The organism is Pseudomonas sp. MWU12-2020, assembly GCF_023100605.1.
GTDB classification, from domain to species: Bacteria; Pseudomonadota; Gammaproteobacteria; order Pseudomonadales; family Pseudomonadaceae; genus Aquipseudomonas; species Aquipseudomonas fluorescens_H.
In genome coordinates this window covers 133,869-150,914 of the sequence record NZ_JALMEX010000012.1, presented here as the reverse complement: position 1 = coordinate 150,914, position 17,046 = coordinate 133,869, and the positions used below count along the sequence as shown (strand labels likewise).

The 17,046-nt window shown below is 60.9% G+C and carries 17 protein-coding genes; 15 read left to right on the top strand and 2 right to left on the bottom strand.

Annotated features, from left to right (window positions below; translation table 11 throughout):
- The first annotated feature begins 36 nt into the window (after positions 1-36).
- From M0814_RS23625 to M0814_RS23570, 12 genes are all read left to right on the top strand, one after another.
- Positions 37-792, top strand: coding sequence for a DeoR/GlpR family transcriptional regulator (locus M0814_RS23625; RefSeq protein WP_007916700.1), 756 nt, complete (start codon positions 37-39; stop codon positions 790-792).
- 328 nt (positions 793-1,120) lie between these two features.
- On the top strand, positions 1,121-2,656 hold the full coding sequence (glpD, locus tag M0814_RS23620) for a glycerol-3-phosphate dehydrogenase (protein ID WP_103485800.1): 1,536 nt from the start codon (positions 1,121-1,123) through the stop codon (positions 2,654-2,656).
- 493 nt (positions 2,657-3,149) lie between these two features.
- Positions 3,150-4,076, top strand: a complete 927-nt coding sequence (locus tag M0814_RS23615; protein ID WP_103485802.1) for a glutamate/aspartate ABC transporter substrate-binding protein — start codon at positions 3,150-3,152, stop codon at positions 4,074-4,076.
- 191 nt (positions 4,077-4,267) lie between these two features.
- On the top strand, positions 4,268-5,014 hold the full coding sequence (locus tag M0814_RS23610; RefSeq protein ID WP_003227754.1) for an amino acid ABC transporter permease: 747 nt from the start codon (positions 4,268-4,270) through the stop codon (positions 5,012-5,014).
- Entirely contained in the window at positions 5,014-5,685 is a 672-nt protein-coding gene (locus M0814_RS23605) for an ABC transporter permease subunit (RefSeq protein ID WP_003227756.1), read from the top strand. The genes M0814_RS23610 and M0814_RS23605 overlap by 1 nt, the downstream gene beginning before the upstream one ends.
- On the top strand, positions 5,682-6,416 hold the full coding sequence (locus M0814_RS23600) for an amino acid ABC transporter ATP-binding protein (protein WP_003227758.1): 735 nt from the start codon (positions 5,682-5,684) through the stop codon (positions 6,414-6,416). The genes M0814_RS23605 and M0814_RS23600 overlap by 4 nt, the downstream gene beginning before the upstream one ends.
- Before the next feature lie 218 nt (positions 6,417-6,634).
- Positions 6,635-8,536 (top strand): sensor histidine kinase, encoded by a 1,902-nt coding sequence (locus tag M0814_RS23595; RefSeq protein WP_003227760.1) that lies wholly within the window; start codon positions 6,635-6,637, stop codon positions 8,534-8,536.
- Positions 8,533-9,861 (top strand): sigma-54 dependent transcriptional regulator, encoded by a 1,329-nt coding sequence (locus M0814_RS23590; protein ID WP_003227762.1) that lies wholly within the window; start codon positions 8,533-8,535, stop codon positions 9,859-9,861. Before M0814_RS23595 ends, M0814_RS23590 begins: the two co-directional genes overlap by 4 nt.
- Positions 9,862-9,869: 8 nt before the next feature.
- Complete coding sequence (locus M0814_RS23585) at positions 9,870-10,199, top strand: GlpM family protein (RefSeq protein WP_177434768.1); 330 nt, start codon at positions 9,870-9,872, stop codon at positions 10,197-10,199.
- Positions 10,200-10,309: 110 nt separating this feature from the next.
- Positions 10,310-11,230, top strand: coding sequence for an arginase (locus M0814_RS23580; protein WP_103486467.1), 921 nt, complete (start codon positions 10,310-10,312; stop codon positions 11,228-11,230).
- Entirely contained in the window at positions 11,227-11,601 is a 375-nt protein-coding gene (locus M0814_RS23575; protein ID WP_003227768.1) for a hypothetical protein, read from the top strand. Before M0814_RS23580 ends, M0814_RS23575 begins: the two co-directional genes overlap by 4 nt.
- Before the next feature lie 31 nt (positions 11,602-11,632).
- The gene (locus tag M0814_RS23570) at positions 11,633-12,016 is read left to right on the top strand and encodes an EamA family transporter (RefSeq protein WP_103486466.1); all 384 of its coding nucleotides are present in this window, start codon (positions 11,633-11,635) and stop codon (positions 12,014-12,016) included.
- Positions 12,017-12,119: 103 nt separating this feature from the next.
- Here M0814_RS23570 and M0814_RS23565 read toward each other — a convergent pair whose 3' ends face one another.
- Both M0814_RS23565 and M0814_RS23560 read right to left on the bottom strand, forming a co-directional pair.
- A complete protein-coding gene (locus M0814_RS23565) occupies positions 12,120-12,992 on the bottom strand; it encodes a fatty acid desaturase (protein ID WP_103486465.1) in 873 nt (290 codons plus the stop codon).
- Positions 12,993-13,064: 72 nt separating this feature from the next.
- Positions 13,065-13,826: a MipA/OmpV family protein gene (locus M0814_RS23560; RefSeq protein WP_103486464.1), complete on the bottom strand. Its 762-nt coding sequence runs from the start codon at positions 13,824-13,826 to the stop codon at positions 13,065-13,067.
- Positions 13,827-14,056: 230 nt separating this feature from the next.
- Between M0814_RS23560 and M0814_RS23555 the strand changes: the two genes are divergently transcribed.
- From M0814_RS23555 to M0814_RS23545, 3 genes are read left to right on the top strand one after another with little or no spacing between them, the layout of a single operon-like run.
- Positions 14,057-14,767: an HAD-IB family phosphatase gene (locus M0814_RS23555; RefSeq protein ID WP_003227777.1), complete on the top strand. Its 711-nt coding sequence runs from the start codon at positions 14,057-14,059 to the stop codon at positions 14,765-14,767.
- A complete protein-coding gene (locus tag M0814_RS23550; RefSeq protein ID WP_003227779.1) occupies positions 14,760-16,154 on the top strand; it encodes an aminotransferase class III-fold pyridoxal phosphate-dependent enzyme in 1,395 nt (464 codons plus the stop codon). Before M0814_RS23555 ends, M0814_RS23550 begins: the two co-directional genes overlap by 8 nt.
- Complete coding sequence (locus tag M0814_RS23545; protein ID WP_003227781.1) at positions 16,151-17,026, top strand: alpha/beta fold hydrolase; 876 nt, start codon at positions 16,151-16,153, stop codon at positions 17,024-17,026. The genes M0814_RS23550 and M0814_RS23545 overlap by 4 nt, the downstream gene beginning before the upstream one ends.
- Positions 17,027-17,046: the final 20 nt, after the last annotated feature.

Genomic DNA, 17,046 nt, shown 5'->3' with positions numbered 1-17,046 from the left:
TGGGCAAATTTTGCACGGCAGCCCAAAGGAAGCCCCATGAATCTGCCTCCCCGTCAGCAGCAAATCCTCGAGCTGGTCCGCGAACGCGGCTATGTGAGCATCGAGGAAATGGCTACGCTGTTCGTTGTTACCCCGCAAACCATCCGCCGCGATATCAATCAGCTCGCGGAAGCCAATCTGTTGCGTCGCTACCATGGCGGCGCGGCCTATGATTCCAGCGTCGAAAACACCGCCTATGCGATGCGCGCCGACCAGATGCGCGACGAAAAACAACGCATTGGCGAAGCCATCGCCGCGCAGATCCCCGATCACGCCTCGCTGTTCATCAACATCGGCACCACCACCGAATCGATTGCCCGCGCCCTGCTCAATCACAACCATCTGAAGATCATCACCAACAACCTGCACGTCGCCTCGATGCTCAGTGCCAAGGATGATTTCGATGTGCTGCTGACCGGCGGCAACGTGCGCCGTGACGGCGGTGTGGTGGGTCAGGCGAGCGTGGATTTCATCAACCAGTTCAAGGTCGATTTTGCGCTGGTGGGCATCAGCGGTATCGACGAAGACGGCAGCCTGCTCGACTTCGACTATCAGGAAGTGCGCGTCTCCCAGGCGATCATCGCCAATGCGCGGCAGGTGATTCTGGCGGCGGACTCCAGCAAGTTCGGGCGCAATGCAATGATTCGCCTCGGCCCGATCAGCCTGATCGACTGCCTGGTGACCGATCAGCAGCCGGTGCCGGCACTGGCGCAACTGCTGAGCCAGCACAAGATTCGTCTGGAAGTCGTTTAAATCCTACTTGGCGCAGCTCCCCTGTGGCGAGGGAGCTTGCTCCCGCTGGGCTGCGAAGCGGCCCCAAAACCATCCAGCCCAACTCATCCAGCCACGCCTTGCGCACCGGATTTACGACGGCTGCGCCGCCGAGCGGGAGCAAGCTCCCTCGCCACAAAAGTGCTTCAGCAAGTCTAAATGTTCGAAAATTTTCTTTTAACCGCCCTTCGATGAGTTTTTTCAATCGAACGTGACTGGCTGTGCGCGTCTTTATGGGCTACCATTTTCGCAAATGAACATTTATGTTCGATTTCCAAGACAGAAAATCAAAAGAGCCCGAGGCCAGCCGATGTCCACCTCTACCTTGCGTACGCCCCCTATCGCCGAGATCTACGATGTTGCCGTTATTGGCGGCGGGATCAATGGCGTGGGGATCGCAGCGGATGCCGCCGGTCGCGGTCTCTCGGTGTTCCTTTGCGAAAAGGATGACCTGGCCAGCCACACCTCGTCGGCCAGCAGCAAGCTGATCCACGGTGGCCTGCGCTACCTCGAACATTACGAATTCCGTCTGGTGCGTGAAGCGCTGGCCGAGCGCGAAGTGCTGCTGGCCAAGGCGCCGCACATCGTCAAGCCGATGCGCTTCGTGCTACCGCACCGTCCGCACCTGCGTCCGGCCTGGATGATTCGCGCCGGCCTGTTCCTCTATGACAACCTCGGCAAGCGCGAAAAGCTGCCAGGTTCGAAGAGCCTGAAATTCGGCGCCGACAGCGCGCTGAAAAGCGAAATCACCAAGGGCTTCGAATATTCCGATTGCTGGGTCGATGACGCCCGCCTCGTCGTTCTCAACGCCATGGCCGCCCGGGAAAAAGGTGCCCACGTACACACCCAGACCCGTTGCGTCAGCGCCCGCCGCGCCAAGGGCCTGTGGCACCTGAATCTGGAACGCGCCGACGGCAGCCTGTTTTCGATCACTGCCAAAGCACTGGTGAATGCGGCCGGCCCGTGGGTCGCCAAGTTCATCCGTGACGACCTGAAGATGGAATCGCCGTACGGCATCCGCCTGATTCAGGGCAGCCACATCATCGTGCCGAAACTGTACGAAGGCGATCACGCGCACATCCTGCAAAACGAAGATCAGCGCATCGTCTTCACCATTCCGTACCTGAACCACTTCACCCTGATCGGCACCACCGACCGCGAATACACCGGCGATCCGGCGAAAGTGGCAATCACCGACGGCGAAACCGATTACCTGCTGAAAGTGGTCAACGCTCACTTCAAGAAGCAGATCAGCCGCGACGACATTCAGCACAGCTACTCGGGCGTGCGTCCGCTGTGCAACGACGAATCCGACAACCCGTCCGCCGTGACCCGCGATTACACCCTGGCGCTGTCTGGCGGCGGCGAAGAAGCGCCGCTGTTGTCGGTGTTTGGCGGCAAGCTGACCACCTACCGCAAACTCGCCGAGTCGGCGATGGCTCAGTTGATGCCGTACTTCACCCAGATGCGTCCGAGCTGGACTGCGACCGCGACCCTGCCCGGTGGCGAAGACATGACCACCCCGCAGGCCTTGAGCGCGCAGATCCGCGACAAGTTCGACTTCGTCCCGACCGAGATCGCCCGCCGCTGGGCCACCACCTACGGCAGCCGCACCTGGCGCATGCTCGAAGGCGTCGAGTCGCTGAATGACATGGGCGAACACCTCGGCGGCGGTCTCTACACCCGCGAGGTCGATTACCTGTGCAGCGAAGAATGGGCCACCACCGCGCACGACATCCTGTGGCGCCGCAGCAAGCTGGGCCTGTTCACCACCCCGGCCGAGCAAGAGAAACTGGCGGCGTACCTGGGCAAGGTCGAGCAGAACCGCAAGATTGAAGCGGCGTGATTTGAACATCGCTTAAACGAAAGCCCCTGAATTGAGAGATTCAGGGGCTTTTTGCTGCGTGACTTACTTTGCCTGCCACTAACCCTGTGGCGAGGGGATTTATCCCCGATGGACTGCGAAGCGGTCCTCGCCTTTGCGCTGAAAGAAGGCCGCTTCGCGACCTATCGGGGATAAATCCCCTCGCCACAAGGGAATGTGGGCTCGAACGATCATCAATATGAGGGCAGCGATTAAAAGATCGTTCGGTTTTCCGAACGCGACCTCCCGGTCGATTCGGATAACCGGATCAGTTTCAGCCAAAAACACCGACACAAAACTTTAATCACCTTAAAAATCAATCAATTAGCTGCCATAGACTGCTCTGGCACGACTCATGCTCTACACTCTCTCGACGAATGCCTGCCGTGCCAACACTTCAGGAGCCGTCAGGCATTCGAAGCACAAAAGGGCCGACGAACTGGCTCCATAAAAAAAACAATTCGAGGAAAATTTGATGCGCATCGTTCCCCATATCCTGGGTGCAGCCATTGCTGCCGCTCTGATCAGCACACCAGTTTTCGCCGCCGAACTCACCGGCACCCTGAAGAAAATCAACGATTCCGGCACCATCACGCTCGCTCACCGCGACAGCTCCATCCCGTTTTCCTACATCGCGGATGCTTCCGGAAAACCCGTGGGCTACTCCCACGACATTCAAGTGGCCATCGTTGAAGCCCTGAAAAAAGACCTGAACAAGCCAGACCTGCAGGTCAAGTACAACCTGGTGACCTCGCAAACCCGTATCCCGCTGATCCAGAACGGCACCGCGGATATCGAGTGCGGCTCCACCACCAACAACGCCGAACGCGCCCAGCAAGTCGACTTCACCGTCAACATCTTCGAAATCGGCACCCGTCTGCTGGTCAAGAAAGACAAGGATGGCAAGCCGTCCTACGCTGACTTTGCCGACCTGAAAGGCAAAAACGTCGTGACCACCGCCGGCACCACGTCCGAGCGCATCATCAAAGCGATGAACGCCGACAAGCAGATGGGCATGAACATCATCTCCGCCAAAGACCACGGCGAATCCTTCAACATGCTGGAAAGCGGCCGCGCCGTTGCCTTCATGATGGACGACGCGCTGCTGGCCGGTGAAGAAGCCAAAGCCAAGAAGCCGACTGACTGGGTCATCACCGGTACTCCACAGTCCTTCGAAGCCTACGCGTGCATGGTTCGCAAGGACGACCCGGCCTTCAAGAAGGCTGTCGATGACGCCATCGTCGCCCTGTACAAGTCCGGCGAGATCAACAAGATCTACAGCAAGTGGTTCGAGAGCCCGATCCCACCGAAAGGCCTGAACCTGAACTTCCCGATGAGCGACAAGGTGAAAGAGCTGATCGCCAATCCAAGCGATAAGCCTGCGCCTGACGTAAAAATCTGATTCCTGACTAACCTGTCGTCTGAGGGAGCAACCTCCCTCAGACGTCTGTTACTACCTGCTGGCTTTACAGTGGAACACTCGACCTGGCGGTTTTCGAGCCGATCGCGTGTGCCCGGCGTTCAACGTCGGACGGGAAAGGATCTTCCCCAAGCGGGTGCTTGTACATCGATCGATTTCGAGGGGAGACCCTAATGAATTACAACTGGGACTGGGGCGTGTTCTTCAAGTCCACCGGCGTTGGCAGCGAGACTTATCTCGACTGGTTCATCTCCGGACTGGGCTGGACCATCGCCATCGCCGTCGTGGCATGGATTATCGCCTTGCTGCTGGGCTCCGTTCTTGGGGTCATGCGCACCGTACCGAGCCGCCTCGTATCGGGTATCGCGACCTGCTACGTCGAACTGTTTCGCAACGTGCCGCTGCTGGTTCAGCTGTTCATCTGGTACTTCCTGGTACCCGACCTGCTGCCGCAGAACCTGCAGGACTGGTACAAACAGGATCTGAACCCGACCACCTCGGCCTACCTGAGCGTCGTCGTGTGCCTGGGCCTGTTCACCGCCGCCCGGGTCTGCGAGCAAGTGCGCACCGGCATCCAGGCGCTGCCACGCGGCCAGGAATCCGCCGCCCGCGCCATGGGTTTCAAGCTGCCGCAGATCTACTGGAACGTGCTGCTGCCCCAGGCCTACCGCATCATCATTCCGCCGCTGACCTCGGAATTCCTCAACGTCTTCAAGAACTCCTCCGTGGCGTCCTTGATCGGCCTGATGGAACTGCTGGCGCAAACCAAGCAGACCGCCGAATTCTCGGCCAACCTGTTTGAAGCCTTCACCCTGGCCACGCTGATCTACTTCACCCTGAACATGAGCCTGATGTTGCTGATGCGCCTGGTCGAGAAGAAAGTCGCAGTGCCCGGCCTGATCTCCGTGGGGGGTAAATAATGGACTTCGATTTCAGCGGCATCATCCCCGCGATCCCGGGCCTGTGGAACGGCATGGTCATGACCTTGCAGTTGATGGTCATGGGCGTGGTCGGCGGCATCGTGCTGGGGACCATCCTCGCGCTGATGCGCCTGTCGTCCAGCAAACTGCTGTCGCGCGTCGCCGGCGCCTACGTGAACTACTTCCGCTCGATCCCGCTGCTGCTGGTGATCACCTGGTTCTACCTGGCGGTGCCGTTCGTGCTGCGCTGGATCACCGGCGAAGACACCCCGATCGGCGCGTTCACCTCCTGCGTCGTGGCTTTCATGATGTTCGAAGCCGCGTACTTCTGTGAGATCGTCCGGGCCGGCGTGCAGTCGATCCCCAAAGGCCAGATGGCCGCGGCCCAGGCGATGGGCATGACCTATGGCCAGACCATGCGTCTGATCATCCTGCCCCAGGCGTTCCGCAAGATGACCCCGTTGCTGCTGCAACAGTCGATCATCCTGTTCCAGGACACCTCGCTGGTCTACACCGTGGGCCTGGTGGACTTCCTCAACTCCGCCCGCTCCAGCGGCGACATCATCGGTCGTTCCAACGAGTTCCTGATCTTTGCCGGTGTCGTCTACTTCATCATCAGCTTTTCCGCCTCGCTGCTGGTCAAGCGTCTGCAAAAAAGGTTTGCCGTATGATCTCCATCAAGAACATCAACAAGTGGTATGGCGACTTCCAGGTGCTGACTGATTGCAGCACCGAGGTCAAGAAAGGCGAAGTGATCGTGGTCTGCGGCCCGTCGGGCTCGGGCAAGTCGACCCTGATCAAGTGCGTCAACGCGCTGGAGCCGTTCCAGAAAGGCGACATCGTCGTCGACGGCACCTCGATTGCCGACTCCAAGACCAACCTGCCGAAACTGCGTTCGCGCGTCGGTATGGTGTTCCAGCACTTCGAGCTGTTCCCGCACCTGACCATCACCGAGAACCTGACCATCGCGCAGATCAAGGTGCTGGGCCGCAGCAAGGAAGAGGCGACCAAGAAAGGTCTGCAACTGCTTGATCGCGTCGGTCTGTCGGCGCACGCCCACAAGCACCCGGGGCAACTGTCCGGCGGCCAGCAACAGCGTGTGGCGATTGCCCGCGCGCTGGCGATGGACCCGATCGTCATGCTGTTCGACGAACCGACCTCGGCGCTCGACCCGGAAATGGTCAACGAAGTGCTCGACGTGATGGTGCAACTGGCGCAGGAAGGCATGACCATGATGTGCGTGACCCACGAGATGGGCTTCGCGCGCAAAGTGGCTGACCGCGTGATCTTCATGGACGCCGGCAAGATCATCGAAGACTGCCCGAAAGAGGAATTCTTCGGCGACATCAGCGCCCGCTCCGAACGCGCGCAGCATTTCCTCGAGAAAATCCTGCAGCACTAAGAGCAATACCGATTTGCCCTTGTGGCGAGGGAGCTTGCTCCCGCTGGGTCGCGCAGCGGCCCCAAAACCTGCCAATGCGATCTGTCTGAAACACCGCATTGAATGGATTTACGACTGCTTCGCAGCCGAGCGGGAGCAAGCTCCCTCGCCACAGGTTCCAGGCTCGACCAAACCAGTGCGTCGTCCGCGGCAGCGCTGGTTGACCCAAGGCAACTGTGATGAAATGCGACCCCAATCTCTATCGCGCAGCGCCGCCATCACTTGCCGTGAAGCCCCGTCTGATTCGCCATCTGTTCCTGCCGCCGCTGATCATCATCCTGATGATCGGACTGGGTTACATCGGCTTCTGGACCAGTGAACATTTCGGCATCCGCAGCCTCAGCGAAAACGGCCAGCGTCAGCTCGAACTGCACGCGCGTACCGTCGAAAGCGAGATCAGCAAATACACCTACCTGCCCAGCCTGCTGGAACTGGAAACCAGTGTCCCGCAACTGCTGGCCGACCCGACCCCGGAACACCGGCAGACGGTCAATGCTTACCTTGAAGGCCTGAACCGGCGCAGCCGCAGTCGAGCCATCTACGTCATGGACACCACCGGCCGCGTGATGGCCACCAGCAACTGGCGCGACGTCGACAGTTACCTCGGTGAAGACCTGTCCTTCCGCGCCTATTTCCAGAAAGCCGTGCGCGGCGAGCCCGGACGTTTCTACGGGATCGGCAGCACCAGCGGCGAGCCCGGTTACTACCTCGCGCATGGCCTGGAAGAACACGGCAAGATCATCGGCGTCGCCGTGGTCAAGGTGCGCCTCGAAGCCCTGGAAGAGCGTTGGCAGCGCGCCCGCCTGGAAGCCTTCGTCAGCGATGAGAACGGCATCATCATTCTTTCCAGTGATCCGGCGCGACGCCTCAAGTCCGTAGTACCGCTGAGTGATGAAACCAAAGAAAAACTCGCTCGCAGCCTGCAGTACTACTGGTTCCCGCTCAACGAACTGCAACCGCTGGCCCGCGAAACCCTGGCCGAAGGTGTAGAGAAACTGACCTTCCCGGCCAACAGCGAACTGAGCGCCGATGACGACAGCATCAGCTATCTGGCGCAGACCCGGCCGCTGAGCGACACACCGTGGAATTTCACCCTGCTCACGCCATTGCAGGACTTGCGCCGTGAAGCGATCAACCAAGGCATTCTGGTGGCCGTGGCCTTCGCCCTGGTGGCGTTCCTGCTGATCGCCTGGAACGAACGGCGCAAGGTCATCGCCACCCGCCTCGCCGCCCGCGAAGCCTTGCAGGAAGCCAACAATCAACTGGAGCGTCGGATTACCGAACGCACCGGCGATCTGCGCGCCAGCAACGAACGGCTGAAGAGCCAGATCCGCGAACGGCGCCAGGCTGAAGAAACCCTGCGCCGCGCTCAGGACGAACTGGTGCAGGCCGGCAAACTCGCGGCCATCGGCCAGATGTCGACCAGCATCGCCCACGAACTGAACCAGCCGCTGGCGGCGATGCGCACTCTGTCCGGCAACACCATTCGCTTTCTGGAACGCGGCCAGCTCGACGTCGCCAGCACCAACCTGAAGACCATCAACGACCTGATCGACCGCATGGGCCGGATCACCGCCAGCCTGCGCTCGTTCGCCCGGCGCGGCGACAACGAAGGCCAGGCCAGTCTCGGCAAAGCCGTGGACGCCGCCCTGCAACTGCTCGGCGCGCGGGTCGAGAGCATGGCGCTGCAACTGCACCGGCAGTTCAGCGACGTGCAGGTGCAGATCGACCAGACCCGCCTCGAACAGATTCTGGTCAACCTGATCGGCAACGCCCTCGACGCCATGCAGGCGCAACCCGCGCCGCAGCTGTGGCTGGAAGGCGAAGAGTTCAACGGCAAATATCGCCTGCGGGTGCGCGACAACGGCCACGGGGTCGACGCCGAAGCGCGCAAGCATCTGTTCGAGCCGTTCTTCACCACCAAACCCGGCGAACAGGGGCTGGGCCTCGGCCTGACCCTTTCCGCCAGCCTCGCTGCCGCCACCGGCGGGCATCTGGGTGTCGAACACCCGGCCAGCGGTGGCACCACCTTCGTCCTCAGTTTACCGTTGGTAAGCCCTACTCCTGCCGAGCCAATATGAACCACGACCTTAGTGTGCTGATCGTCGAAGACGACCCCCATGTGCTGCTCGGTTGCCAGCAGGCGCTGACCCTGGAAGACATTCCCTGCATTGGCGTCGGCAGTGCCGAAGAAGCGCTGGAGCGGGTCGGCGACAACTTTGCCGGGATCGTCATCAGCGACATTCGCCTGCCCGGTATCGATGGCCTGGAACTGCTGACCCGCCTCAAGGCGCGCGACCGCAGTCTGCCGGTGGTGCTGATCACCGGTCATGGCGATATCTCCATGGCAGTCGGCGCGATGCAGAAAGGCGCTTACGATTTCATGGAGAAACCGTTCTCGCCGGAACGTCTGGTGGATGTCGCCCGCCGCGCACTGGAGCAACGCAGTCTGGCCCGCGAAGTCTCCTCGCTGCGTCGGCAACTGGCCGAACGCGACTCCCTCGAAGGCCGGATCATCGGGCGCTCGCCAGCCATGCAGAACCTGCGCGAGCTGATCGCCAACGTCGCCGACACTTCGGCCAACGTATTGATCGAAGGCGAGACCGGCACCGGCAAGGAACTGGTCGCCCGTTGCCTGCACGACTTCAGTCGTCGGCATGCCAAGCAGTTCGTCGCGCTGAACTGCGGCGGCCTGCCGGAAAACCTCTTCGAAAGCGAGATCTTCGGCCACGAGGCCAACGCCTTTACCGGTGCCGGCAAACGGCGCATCGGCAAGATCGAACACGCCGACGGCGGCACGCTGTTCCTCGATGAAGTGGAAAGCATGCCCCTGCCGTTGCAGATCAAATTGCTGCGCGTGTTGCAGGAACGCACCCTCGAACGCCTCGGTTCGAACCAGAGCGTGGCGGTGGATTGCCGGGTGATTGCCGCGACCAAATCCGACCTCGACGAAGCGAGCAAGGCCGGCGAGTTTCGCAGCGACTTGTACTACCGCCTCAACGTGGTGACGCTGGAACTGCCGCCGCTGCGCGAACGCCGTGAAGACATCCTGCAACTGTTCGAACACTTCACCCAGCAGTCGGCGCTGCGTTTCGACCGCGCGTTGCCGGAGCTGGACAACCAGACCCTGTCGAACCTGATGAGCCACGATTGGCCGGGCAACGTGCGCGAACTGCGCAACGTTGCCGAGCGCTTTGCCCTCGGCCTGCCGGCGTTCAAGAAGTCCGGCGCCAGCAGCGGCGGTCAAGGTCTGGCGTTCGCCGAAGCGGTGGAAGCCTTCGAGCGCAACCTGCTCAACGATGCCTTGCAACGCAGCGGCGGCAACCTGACCCAGGCCAGTCTGGAACTGGGCATGGCCAAGACCACGCTGTTCGATAAAGTGAAAAAGTACGGGTTGAGCCACTGATGGATCTGATACTCAAAGCGGCACTTGGCGCGGCAGTGGTGGTGATTCTCGCCGCGCTGTCGAAGACCCGAAACTATTACATCGCCGGACTGGTGCCGCTGTTTCCGACCTTCGCGCTGATCGCCCATTACATCGTCGGCAACAGCCGTTCGATCGACGATCTGAAGGCGACCATCGTGTTCGGCATGTGGTCGATCATTCCGTACTTCATCTATCTGGCGACCCTGTACGTGATGGTTGACCGCATGCGCCTGGAGGCGTCGCTCGCCGTGGCCGTTGTCGCGTGGTTGATCGCCGCCACCGTGCTGGTCTCGGTGTGGGTGCGCCTGCACGCCTGAGGCAATGGCTGGCCCGTCCCTTGCATTTACCCGCAAAAGCCCTGCCCGGCTGGTGCTCATGCTCGATGAGGCCGGTGTCTGGCAGGGTCTGCCAAGGGTAAATAGCGACCTTGAATATTTTAGATCTCGACCACAGCCTGACCGCTCAGGCGCCGATTGCGCGACTGCTCGACAGTGGCCGCGCCAGACGCCTGGACCTGCTCGACCTCGGCCCGAAACTCCGGCTCTGGTCCAGCGAGCGCACCTGGCGACGCTTCGCCGAACGCTTGCAGCAGCGGCCGCGGCACACCGGCCCGGCGCCGGAAATCTTCTTCGTCGGCTCCGGTGACTATCACCACCTGACTCCGGCGTTTCTTACCGATCTGCCAAGCCCCGTCAGCCTGATCCATTTCGACAATCACCCCGACTGGGTGCGGTTTGCGCCGCGTCGGCATTGCGGTTCCTGGGTCAATCAGGCGCTGAAACTGCCGAACATTCGCCGCATCGTGACCCTCGGCCCGTGCAGCGATGATCTGCAAAATCCACAACTGAAGGGCGGCAACCTCGCGGCCTTAAAACGTGGGGTTCTGCAGCTGTTTCCGTGGCAGCACGCGCCCTCCAAAGTCTGGGGGCGGATCGGAGACGGCGCCGGGCATGAACAACAGGAAAACATGCTGCACTGGCACAACCTGTCGCAAGTGGACTGGACCCTGTTCCTCGACAAAATGATCGCCAGCCTGCCGACCGATGCGGTGTGGATCACCATCGACAAGGACGTGCTTGCCAGCGAAGACGCCGCCACCAACTGGGATCAGGGCGGCATGCGCCTGAGCCATATGCTTCAGGCCCTGCGCGCGCTGGCGGCGAGCAAGCGGATCATCGGCATCGACATCTGCGGCGAATACGCCCGTCCGGCCTTCAGCAACGTATTCAAACGCTGGGAGGCGAAGACCGATCAGCCGCCGGCCGAGCGCTGGAGCGAGGCCGATATCCTGCGCAACTCCACCACCAATCAAGCCTTGATCGACCTGTTCGAGGAACTGTTTCCATGACTTTCACCGTGATCGTGCTGGTGGCCCTGTCCATTGTTCTGGATGTGATCGGCCAGCTGTGTTTCAAACTGGGCCTCGATCGATTACCTGAGCTTGAGGGTGGTTTTCGGCTGCAGGTGTTCTGGGGCCAGGTGTTCAACGCGCCGCTGCTGTGGGCCGGGATCGGCGCTTATGCAATCGAGTTTTTCGTCTGGCTCGGCGCCCTGTCGCGGGCGCCGTTGAGTCTGTTGTTTCCGGCAGCCGCGCTGGCCTATTGCGGCGTGGTGCTGGCGGGCAAACTGGTGCTCGGTGAAACCGTCAGTCGGCGGCGCTGGCTGGGCACGCTGGTGATTACGGCGGGCGTGATGCTCGTGTGTGCCGGCCATGTCTGACGCTCACCTGGAACTGCAAAGGAACGACGCAATGCATTGGCTACACGGGCGCGTGGGCACCATCGTGCTCTGGGCGCTGTTGATCATTCTGGAAAGTGGCGGGCAGATCGCGAGCAAGGTCGGTGGCGATCAGTTGGGCCAGATGGACTTCAGCCTGCAATGGCTGCAAGGCATCGTCATGACGCCCGGGGTGTGGGTCGCGGTTGGCTGCTACATCGGCGCGTTTTTTGTCTGGATGCTGATTCTGCGACGCAGCAGTCTGTCGCTGGCGTTTCCCCTGAGTTCGCTGGTATTTGTCGGCGTGCTGCTGGGGTCTTGGCTGGGGCTGGGTGAGCAGATCAGTCTGCTGCACTGGCTCGGTGTGGCGGTGATCATGGGCGGGATAGCCTTGCTCGCCGAGGGCGAAGAGCACTGAAATGCTCCGTGTAGGAGCTGCCGCAGGCTCGGGCCGCGATCGGACGATCTTTGCTTTTCAAGATCAAAAGATCGCAGCCTGCGGCAGCTCCTGCACAAAGCAGTCAGGCGTCAGGCTTTTGGTGGTTCAGCAGGAAGCCCAAACCGTGCGCCAGCGGAATATCCTTCACCCCCGCCTCCTGCTGTTGCCGGGCGATCTGCCGGTGATAGGCCTTGACCTGAGTCCAGTGCATTTTCGGCCGGTAGTGGTGCTCGGCGTGATAGCCGTTGTTCATCCACAACAGGTTGTACAGCGGGCTGTAGGCACTCACGCCCCAGGCAATCGGCAAGTCCGGGTTGCCGCCAAAATGCTCGTAGTAACCGTTGAGCGATGACAGCGCCTGGCCCAGATACCAGAACGGCAACAACACCAGCACCGCCTGCCAGTCATACACCGCGAGCAGCAGATAAAACGCCACCGTCACATAGATCTCGACCTGGACCCAACGCGCATCCTTCGGGCGTTTGCGGCGCATTTCGTTGTAGATCGGCTTGGGGTCGTCGCGGAAAAAACTCAGGAAGGTGTAGGCCCAGGGATTCTCCGGCTGACCGTTCTTGCCGCGCAGATAGATCGACAGCGGATCAATGGTCTTGCCGTCCGGCCCCGGCCGGTCCGAATTACCCCGGTGATGGCGATTGTGGATATCGCGATAGAGGGTTTGCGAAAAACCGATGGTCACCGACAACAGCAGATCGAACGCCCGGTTCAGCCACGCCGGGGTGAAGTAGGCGTTGTGAATCTGGTTGTGGGAAATGCTGTTGATGCTCCACGACAGGCTGATCGCATAGCCCAGCGCCAGCGGCACAAAGGCCCACCAGGACAGGTCGTGGAAGGACGCAACCAACCACAGGACGAAAGCGAAATGGGCCAGGCCCAGAGCGATGGGGATCAAATCCCACAACGAATGAGCCAGCAGACGATAAGCAGGGCGAGCCATGAAGAACATCCTGAAGGAATGGATTCGACAGGGCTGCCTGCAAACCGCAGACCAATTCGCCCGCGCGCCTGATCAGTCGAACTTGTAGGCGATGGCCGCCTGCACTTCGCCCTGATTGGTATCACCCACTGCTTTGACGATGCTGCTGTCCGCCGCCGAGCGGGTCAGGTGTATCCAGCTCGCGCTGGTGACCAGCGACCAATGCTGCGCCAGAGGAAACTCGAAGCTTTGGGTCAGCGCCACGTTCTGCAAACCGCCGCCGGCGTTATACGCGCGGATACCCGAGGCCTGCGCCTCGCTGTCGCTGACACCGAAGAAGGTCTGCGTGCCCTGCGCATCGGCGAAATGCGCGGTCAGGTTGCTGCTGCCGATCACCCCGCCGCCCAGTGGATAACCGATTTCACCGCCCACTTTTCCAAACACGCCGCCCTGCCCGCTGCCACCGCCGACGGCCTGGCCGACGAAGGCGAACACGCGCCAGAAATCGGCCGGGGCGTATTGCACGAAGCCGCCAGCCTCGGCCATGTCGGGCACATCACGCAAGCCGCGCAACTCGCCGTTGGCGGTGCGCCCGGAGAGGTAATTGATGTACGGCCCGGCGCTGAAGCCGTTGCTTTTCAAGGCGCTCCAGGTCAGGCCGTCGTCGGTGCCGAGGCTGACATCGCCCCAGTCCAGATCGAGATACGGTATCGGCCGGGTTTCGTAACGGCTGCCGGTGGGATCATGAGGTTGGTAACTCAGTCCCAGGCCGGCTTCGCCGGTGATGCCATCCGCCAGCGCAGCCCCGGAAAAGCAGGCCAGTGCGGTCATTAACGCCAGTGTATTCCTCTGCATGAGGCCATTCCTTTTCTGAACTTGCGCGCATCAATCCCCGGATAGAGCCCTCGGCGCAAGCACTCATGTTGTTTGTAGCAAGCTACAAAAATTGTAGCTCCACTTCACGAAAACCGTGCGTAGGCCCCGCCATTACGGGGTTTTGCAGATTTGGCACAGTCCCTGCTCCCACCCTTGCCAGGCGCAGACCGCGCACCCTGACAACTGCCTCGACCCAACAGGTACTGCAGATGATTGACTGGCATATCGTGTGTGATTTCGACGGGACGATCACCCGTACCGACGTAATCGACAGCATCCTTGAGCGCTTCGCCGACCCGAGCTGGGAAGCCATCGAAAACGAATGGCTGGAGGGCAAGATCGGTTCCCGTGAATGCCTCAGCCGTCAGTTGGCGCTGATCAAGGCCACGCCTGCGCAACTGCTCGAATTCTTCGACAGCATTGACATCGACCCGGACTTCCCCGACTTCGTCGACCACGTGATTGGCCTCGGCGCTTCGCTGGAAGTGGTCAGCGACGGCATCGAACAAGGCATCGCGCGGATTCTGGCGCGTAACTACGTGACGCTGCTGCCGATCCTCGCCAACCGCCTGCGCCAGATCGATCACGACAAATGGCGCATCGACTTTCCCTACGCCAGTGACGCCTGCCGCGCGGCCTCCGGCAACTGCAAATGCAAATCCACCCCCAGCAGCAAACGCGTGCTGGTGATCGGTGACGGCCAGTCCGACATGTGCGTGGCGTCCACCGCCGATTTCGTCTTCGCCAAGGACCGCCTGGCCGAGCACTGCGAGCGCAACGGCATCGCCTACGCGCGCTTCGACAGCTTCGCCGAACTGCCGCAACTGCTGGCCCGCCTGCCGCTGGCCCCGGCCGCCAACGCCGTCAATTTCAGCACCGAATCCACTTCTGAAGCACAGGAAACCCTGCACCATGTCTGATATCCGCATTGCGACAGCCGAAGACAAAGTCCTTCTGGAAAAAGAAGCCAAATACTGCTCCTACGGCGACACCGTTCACTACATCGAACCGCCGCGCATCTTCAGCCGCTGCGAAGGCTCCTACGTCTGGGACACCGAAGATCAGGCCTACCTTGACCTGCAAATGTGGTACTCGGCGGTCAACTTCGGTTACGCCAACCCGCGGCTGAACAATGCGCTCAAGCAACAGATCGACACCCTGCCGCAGATTGCCAGTCAATACCTGCACAAAGGCAAGATCGAGCTCTCGGAAATGATCGCGGTCGATGCCAAGAACAAGTTCGGCCTCGACGGTCGGGTGCACTTCAACGTCGGCGGTTCGCAGTCGATCGAGGACTCGCTGAAGGTCGTGCGTAACGCCACCAACGGCAAGAGCCTGATGTTCGCCTTCGAGGGCGGTTACCACGGGCGCACCCTCGGTGCTTCGTCGATCACCTCCAGCTACCGCTATCGCCGCCGCTACGGCCACTTCGGTGAGCGTGCGCAGTTCATCCCGTTCCCGTATCACTTCCGCGGCCCTAAAGGCATGACCAAGGAAGAGTACGGCAGCCACTGCGTGCAGCAATTCGCGCGGTTGTTCGAGACCGAATACAACGGCGTCTGGGACCCGAAAGTCGGCCAGAGTGAATACGCCGCGTTCTACGTCGAACCGATCCAGGGCACCGGCGGCTACGTGATCCCGCCGATGAACTTCTACAGCGAACTCAAGCACGTGCTGGATCAACACGGCATCCTGATGGTGGTCGACGAAATCCAGATGGGTTTCTACCGCACCGGCAAGCTGTGGTCGATCGAACACTTTGACGTCAAACCCGACGTGATCGTCTTCGGCAAGGCGCTGACCAACGGCCTCAATCCGCTGGGCGGTATCTGGGCCCGTGAAGAGCTGATCAACCCGAAAGTCTTCCCGCCAGGCTCGACCCACTCCACCTTCGCCTCCAACCCGCTGGGCACTGCGGTGGGTCTGGAAATGTTCAAGATGACCAGCGAAGTCGATTACGGCGCGATGGTCATGGCCAAGGGCAAATACTTCCTCGAAGGCCTGCAGGATCTGAAAAAACGCTACCCGATCATTGGCGATGTCGACGGTCTGGGCCTGGCGCTGCGTTGCGAGATCTGCACCGAGGACGGCTTCACCCCGGACAAGGCCACTCTGGATTACATGGTCGAAGAAGGCATGAAGGGCGACATCGAAATCGACGGTCGTCGCCTCGGTCTGATCCTCGACGTGGGCGGCTACTACAAGAACGTCATCACCCTGGCACCGTCGCTGGAAATCAGCTATCCGGAAATCGATCTGGGCCTGGCCCTGCTCGACCGCCTGCTGCATCGGGCGATGAAACGATGATCGACGCAGAGATCGATATGGGCGAAGGCAACGCCGGTTTCGTTCTCGGCGACGGGGAGGTCGCGGTGCTGTTGATCCACGGCCTCACCGGCACCCCGACGGAGTTGCGTCGGGTGGCCGTGGGCCTGGCGAAAGCCGGGCACACGGTCTATGTGCCGACCCTGGCCGGGCACTGCGGCGGCAATGCCGACCTGCAAGCCACCGGCTGGCGCGACTGGTACGAAAGCGCACGCAACACCTTCGTCGGTGTACGCCGCAAACACCACAAGGTGTATGTCGGTGGTTTGTCGATGGGCGCGGTGTTGTCGATGTACCTGGCCGCCGAACACCCGGGACAGATCGAGGGTTTGCTGCTGTATTCGACCACCCTGCGCTACGACGGCTGGAGCATCAACAAACTGGCGTTCCTCACCCCGTTGCTGATGAAAATCCCGTTCGGCGTGCACCTGTGCAGTTTCGAAGAAAAGCCGCCCTACGGCATCAAGAACGAGCGCCTGCGGGCCATCGTCGAACGCCAGATGAAAGAAGGTCAGAGCAGTCAGGCCGGGTTGCTGACCATGGAAGGCGTCACGGTGCGCGAACTGCACCGGCTCAACGCCGTGGTGAAAAAACGCATGCCGTCGATCACCACGCCGGCGCTGGTGCTGCACTCCATCGAGGACGACATCACCAGCCGCTGGAATGCCGATTACGTCGAACGCAAGCTCGGCGGACCGGTGACCAAAGTGTTGCTCGACGACTGCTATCACATGATCACGGTCGACCTGCAGTACCGCCGTGTCGTGGAGTTGAGCATCGACTTCATACAGCGACGCTTCATGCAGCAGATCAGCAGCCCAGTTGCGCCGCTGGAGTACCGGCAACTGGCTTGAGCAGTTGCCGGCAGACATCC

Excerpts from the sequence above, each read along its gene's own strand:
- M0814_RS23600 (WP_003227758.1), top strand. The coding sequence starts at position 5,682 with ATGATCTCCATCAAGAACATCAACAAGTGGTATGGCGACTTCCAGGTG.
- M0814_RS23555 (WP_003227777.1), top strand. The coding sequence starts at position 14,057 with ATGATTGACTGGCATATCGTGTGTGATTTCGACGGGACGATCACCCGT.
- M0814_RS23550 (WP_003227779.1), top strand. The coding sequence starts at position 14,760 with ATGTCTGATATCCGCATTGCGACAGCCGAAGACAAAGTCCTTCTGGAA.
- M0814_RS23590 (WP_003227762.1), top strand. The coding sequence starts at position 8,533 with ATGAACCACGACCTTAGTGTGCTGATCGTCGAAGACGACCCCCATGTG.
- M0814_RS23565 (WP_103486465.1), bottom strand. The coding sequence starts at position 12,992 with ATGGCTCGCCCTGCTTATCGTCTGCTGGCTCATTCGTTGTGGGATTTG.
- glpD (WP_103485800.1), top strand. The coding sequence starts at position 1,121 with ATGTCCACCTCTACCTTGCGTACGCCCCCTATCGCCGAGATCTACGAT.
- M0814_RS23560 (WP_103486464.1), bottom strand. The coding sequence starts at position 13,826 with ATGCAGAGGAATACACTGGCGTTAATGACCGCACTGGCCTGCTTTTCC.
- M0814_RS23615 (WP_103485802.1), top strand. The coding sequence starts at position 3,150 with ATGCGCATCGTTCCCCATATCCTGGGTGCAGCCATTGCTGCCGCTCTG.
- M0814_RS23595 (WP_003227760.1), top strand. The coding sequence starts at position 6,635 with ATGAAATGCGACCCCAATCTCTATCGCGCAGCGCCGCCATCACTTGCC.
- M0814_RS23625 (WP_007916700.1), top strand. The coding sequence starts at position 37 with ATGAATCTGCCTCCCCGTCAGCAGCAAATCCTCGAGCTGGTCCGCGAA.
- M0814_RS23610 (WP_003227754.1), top strand. The coding sequence starts at position 4,268 with ATGAATTACAACTGGGACTGGGGCGTGTTCTTCAAGTCCACCGGCGTT.
- M0814_RS23545 (WP_003227781.1), top strand. The coding sequence starts at position 16,151 with ATGATCGACGCAGAGATCGATATGGGCGAAGGCAACGCCGGTTTCGTT.
- M0814_RS23605 (WP_003227756.1), top strand. The coding sequence starts at position 5,014 with ATGGACTTCGATTTCAGCGGCATCATCCCCGCGATCCCGGGCCTGTGG.
- M0814_RS23570 (WP_103486466.1), top strand. The coding sequence starts at position 11,633 with ATGCATTGGCTACACGGGCGCGTGGGCACCATCGTGCTCTGGGCGCTG.
- M0814_RS23575 (WP_003227768.1), top strand. The coding sequence starts at position 11,227 with ATGACTTTCACCGTGATCGTGCTGGTGGCCCTGTCCATTGTTCTGGAT.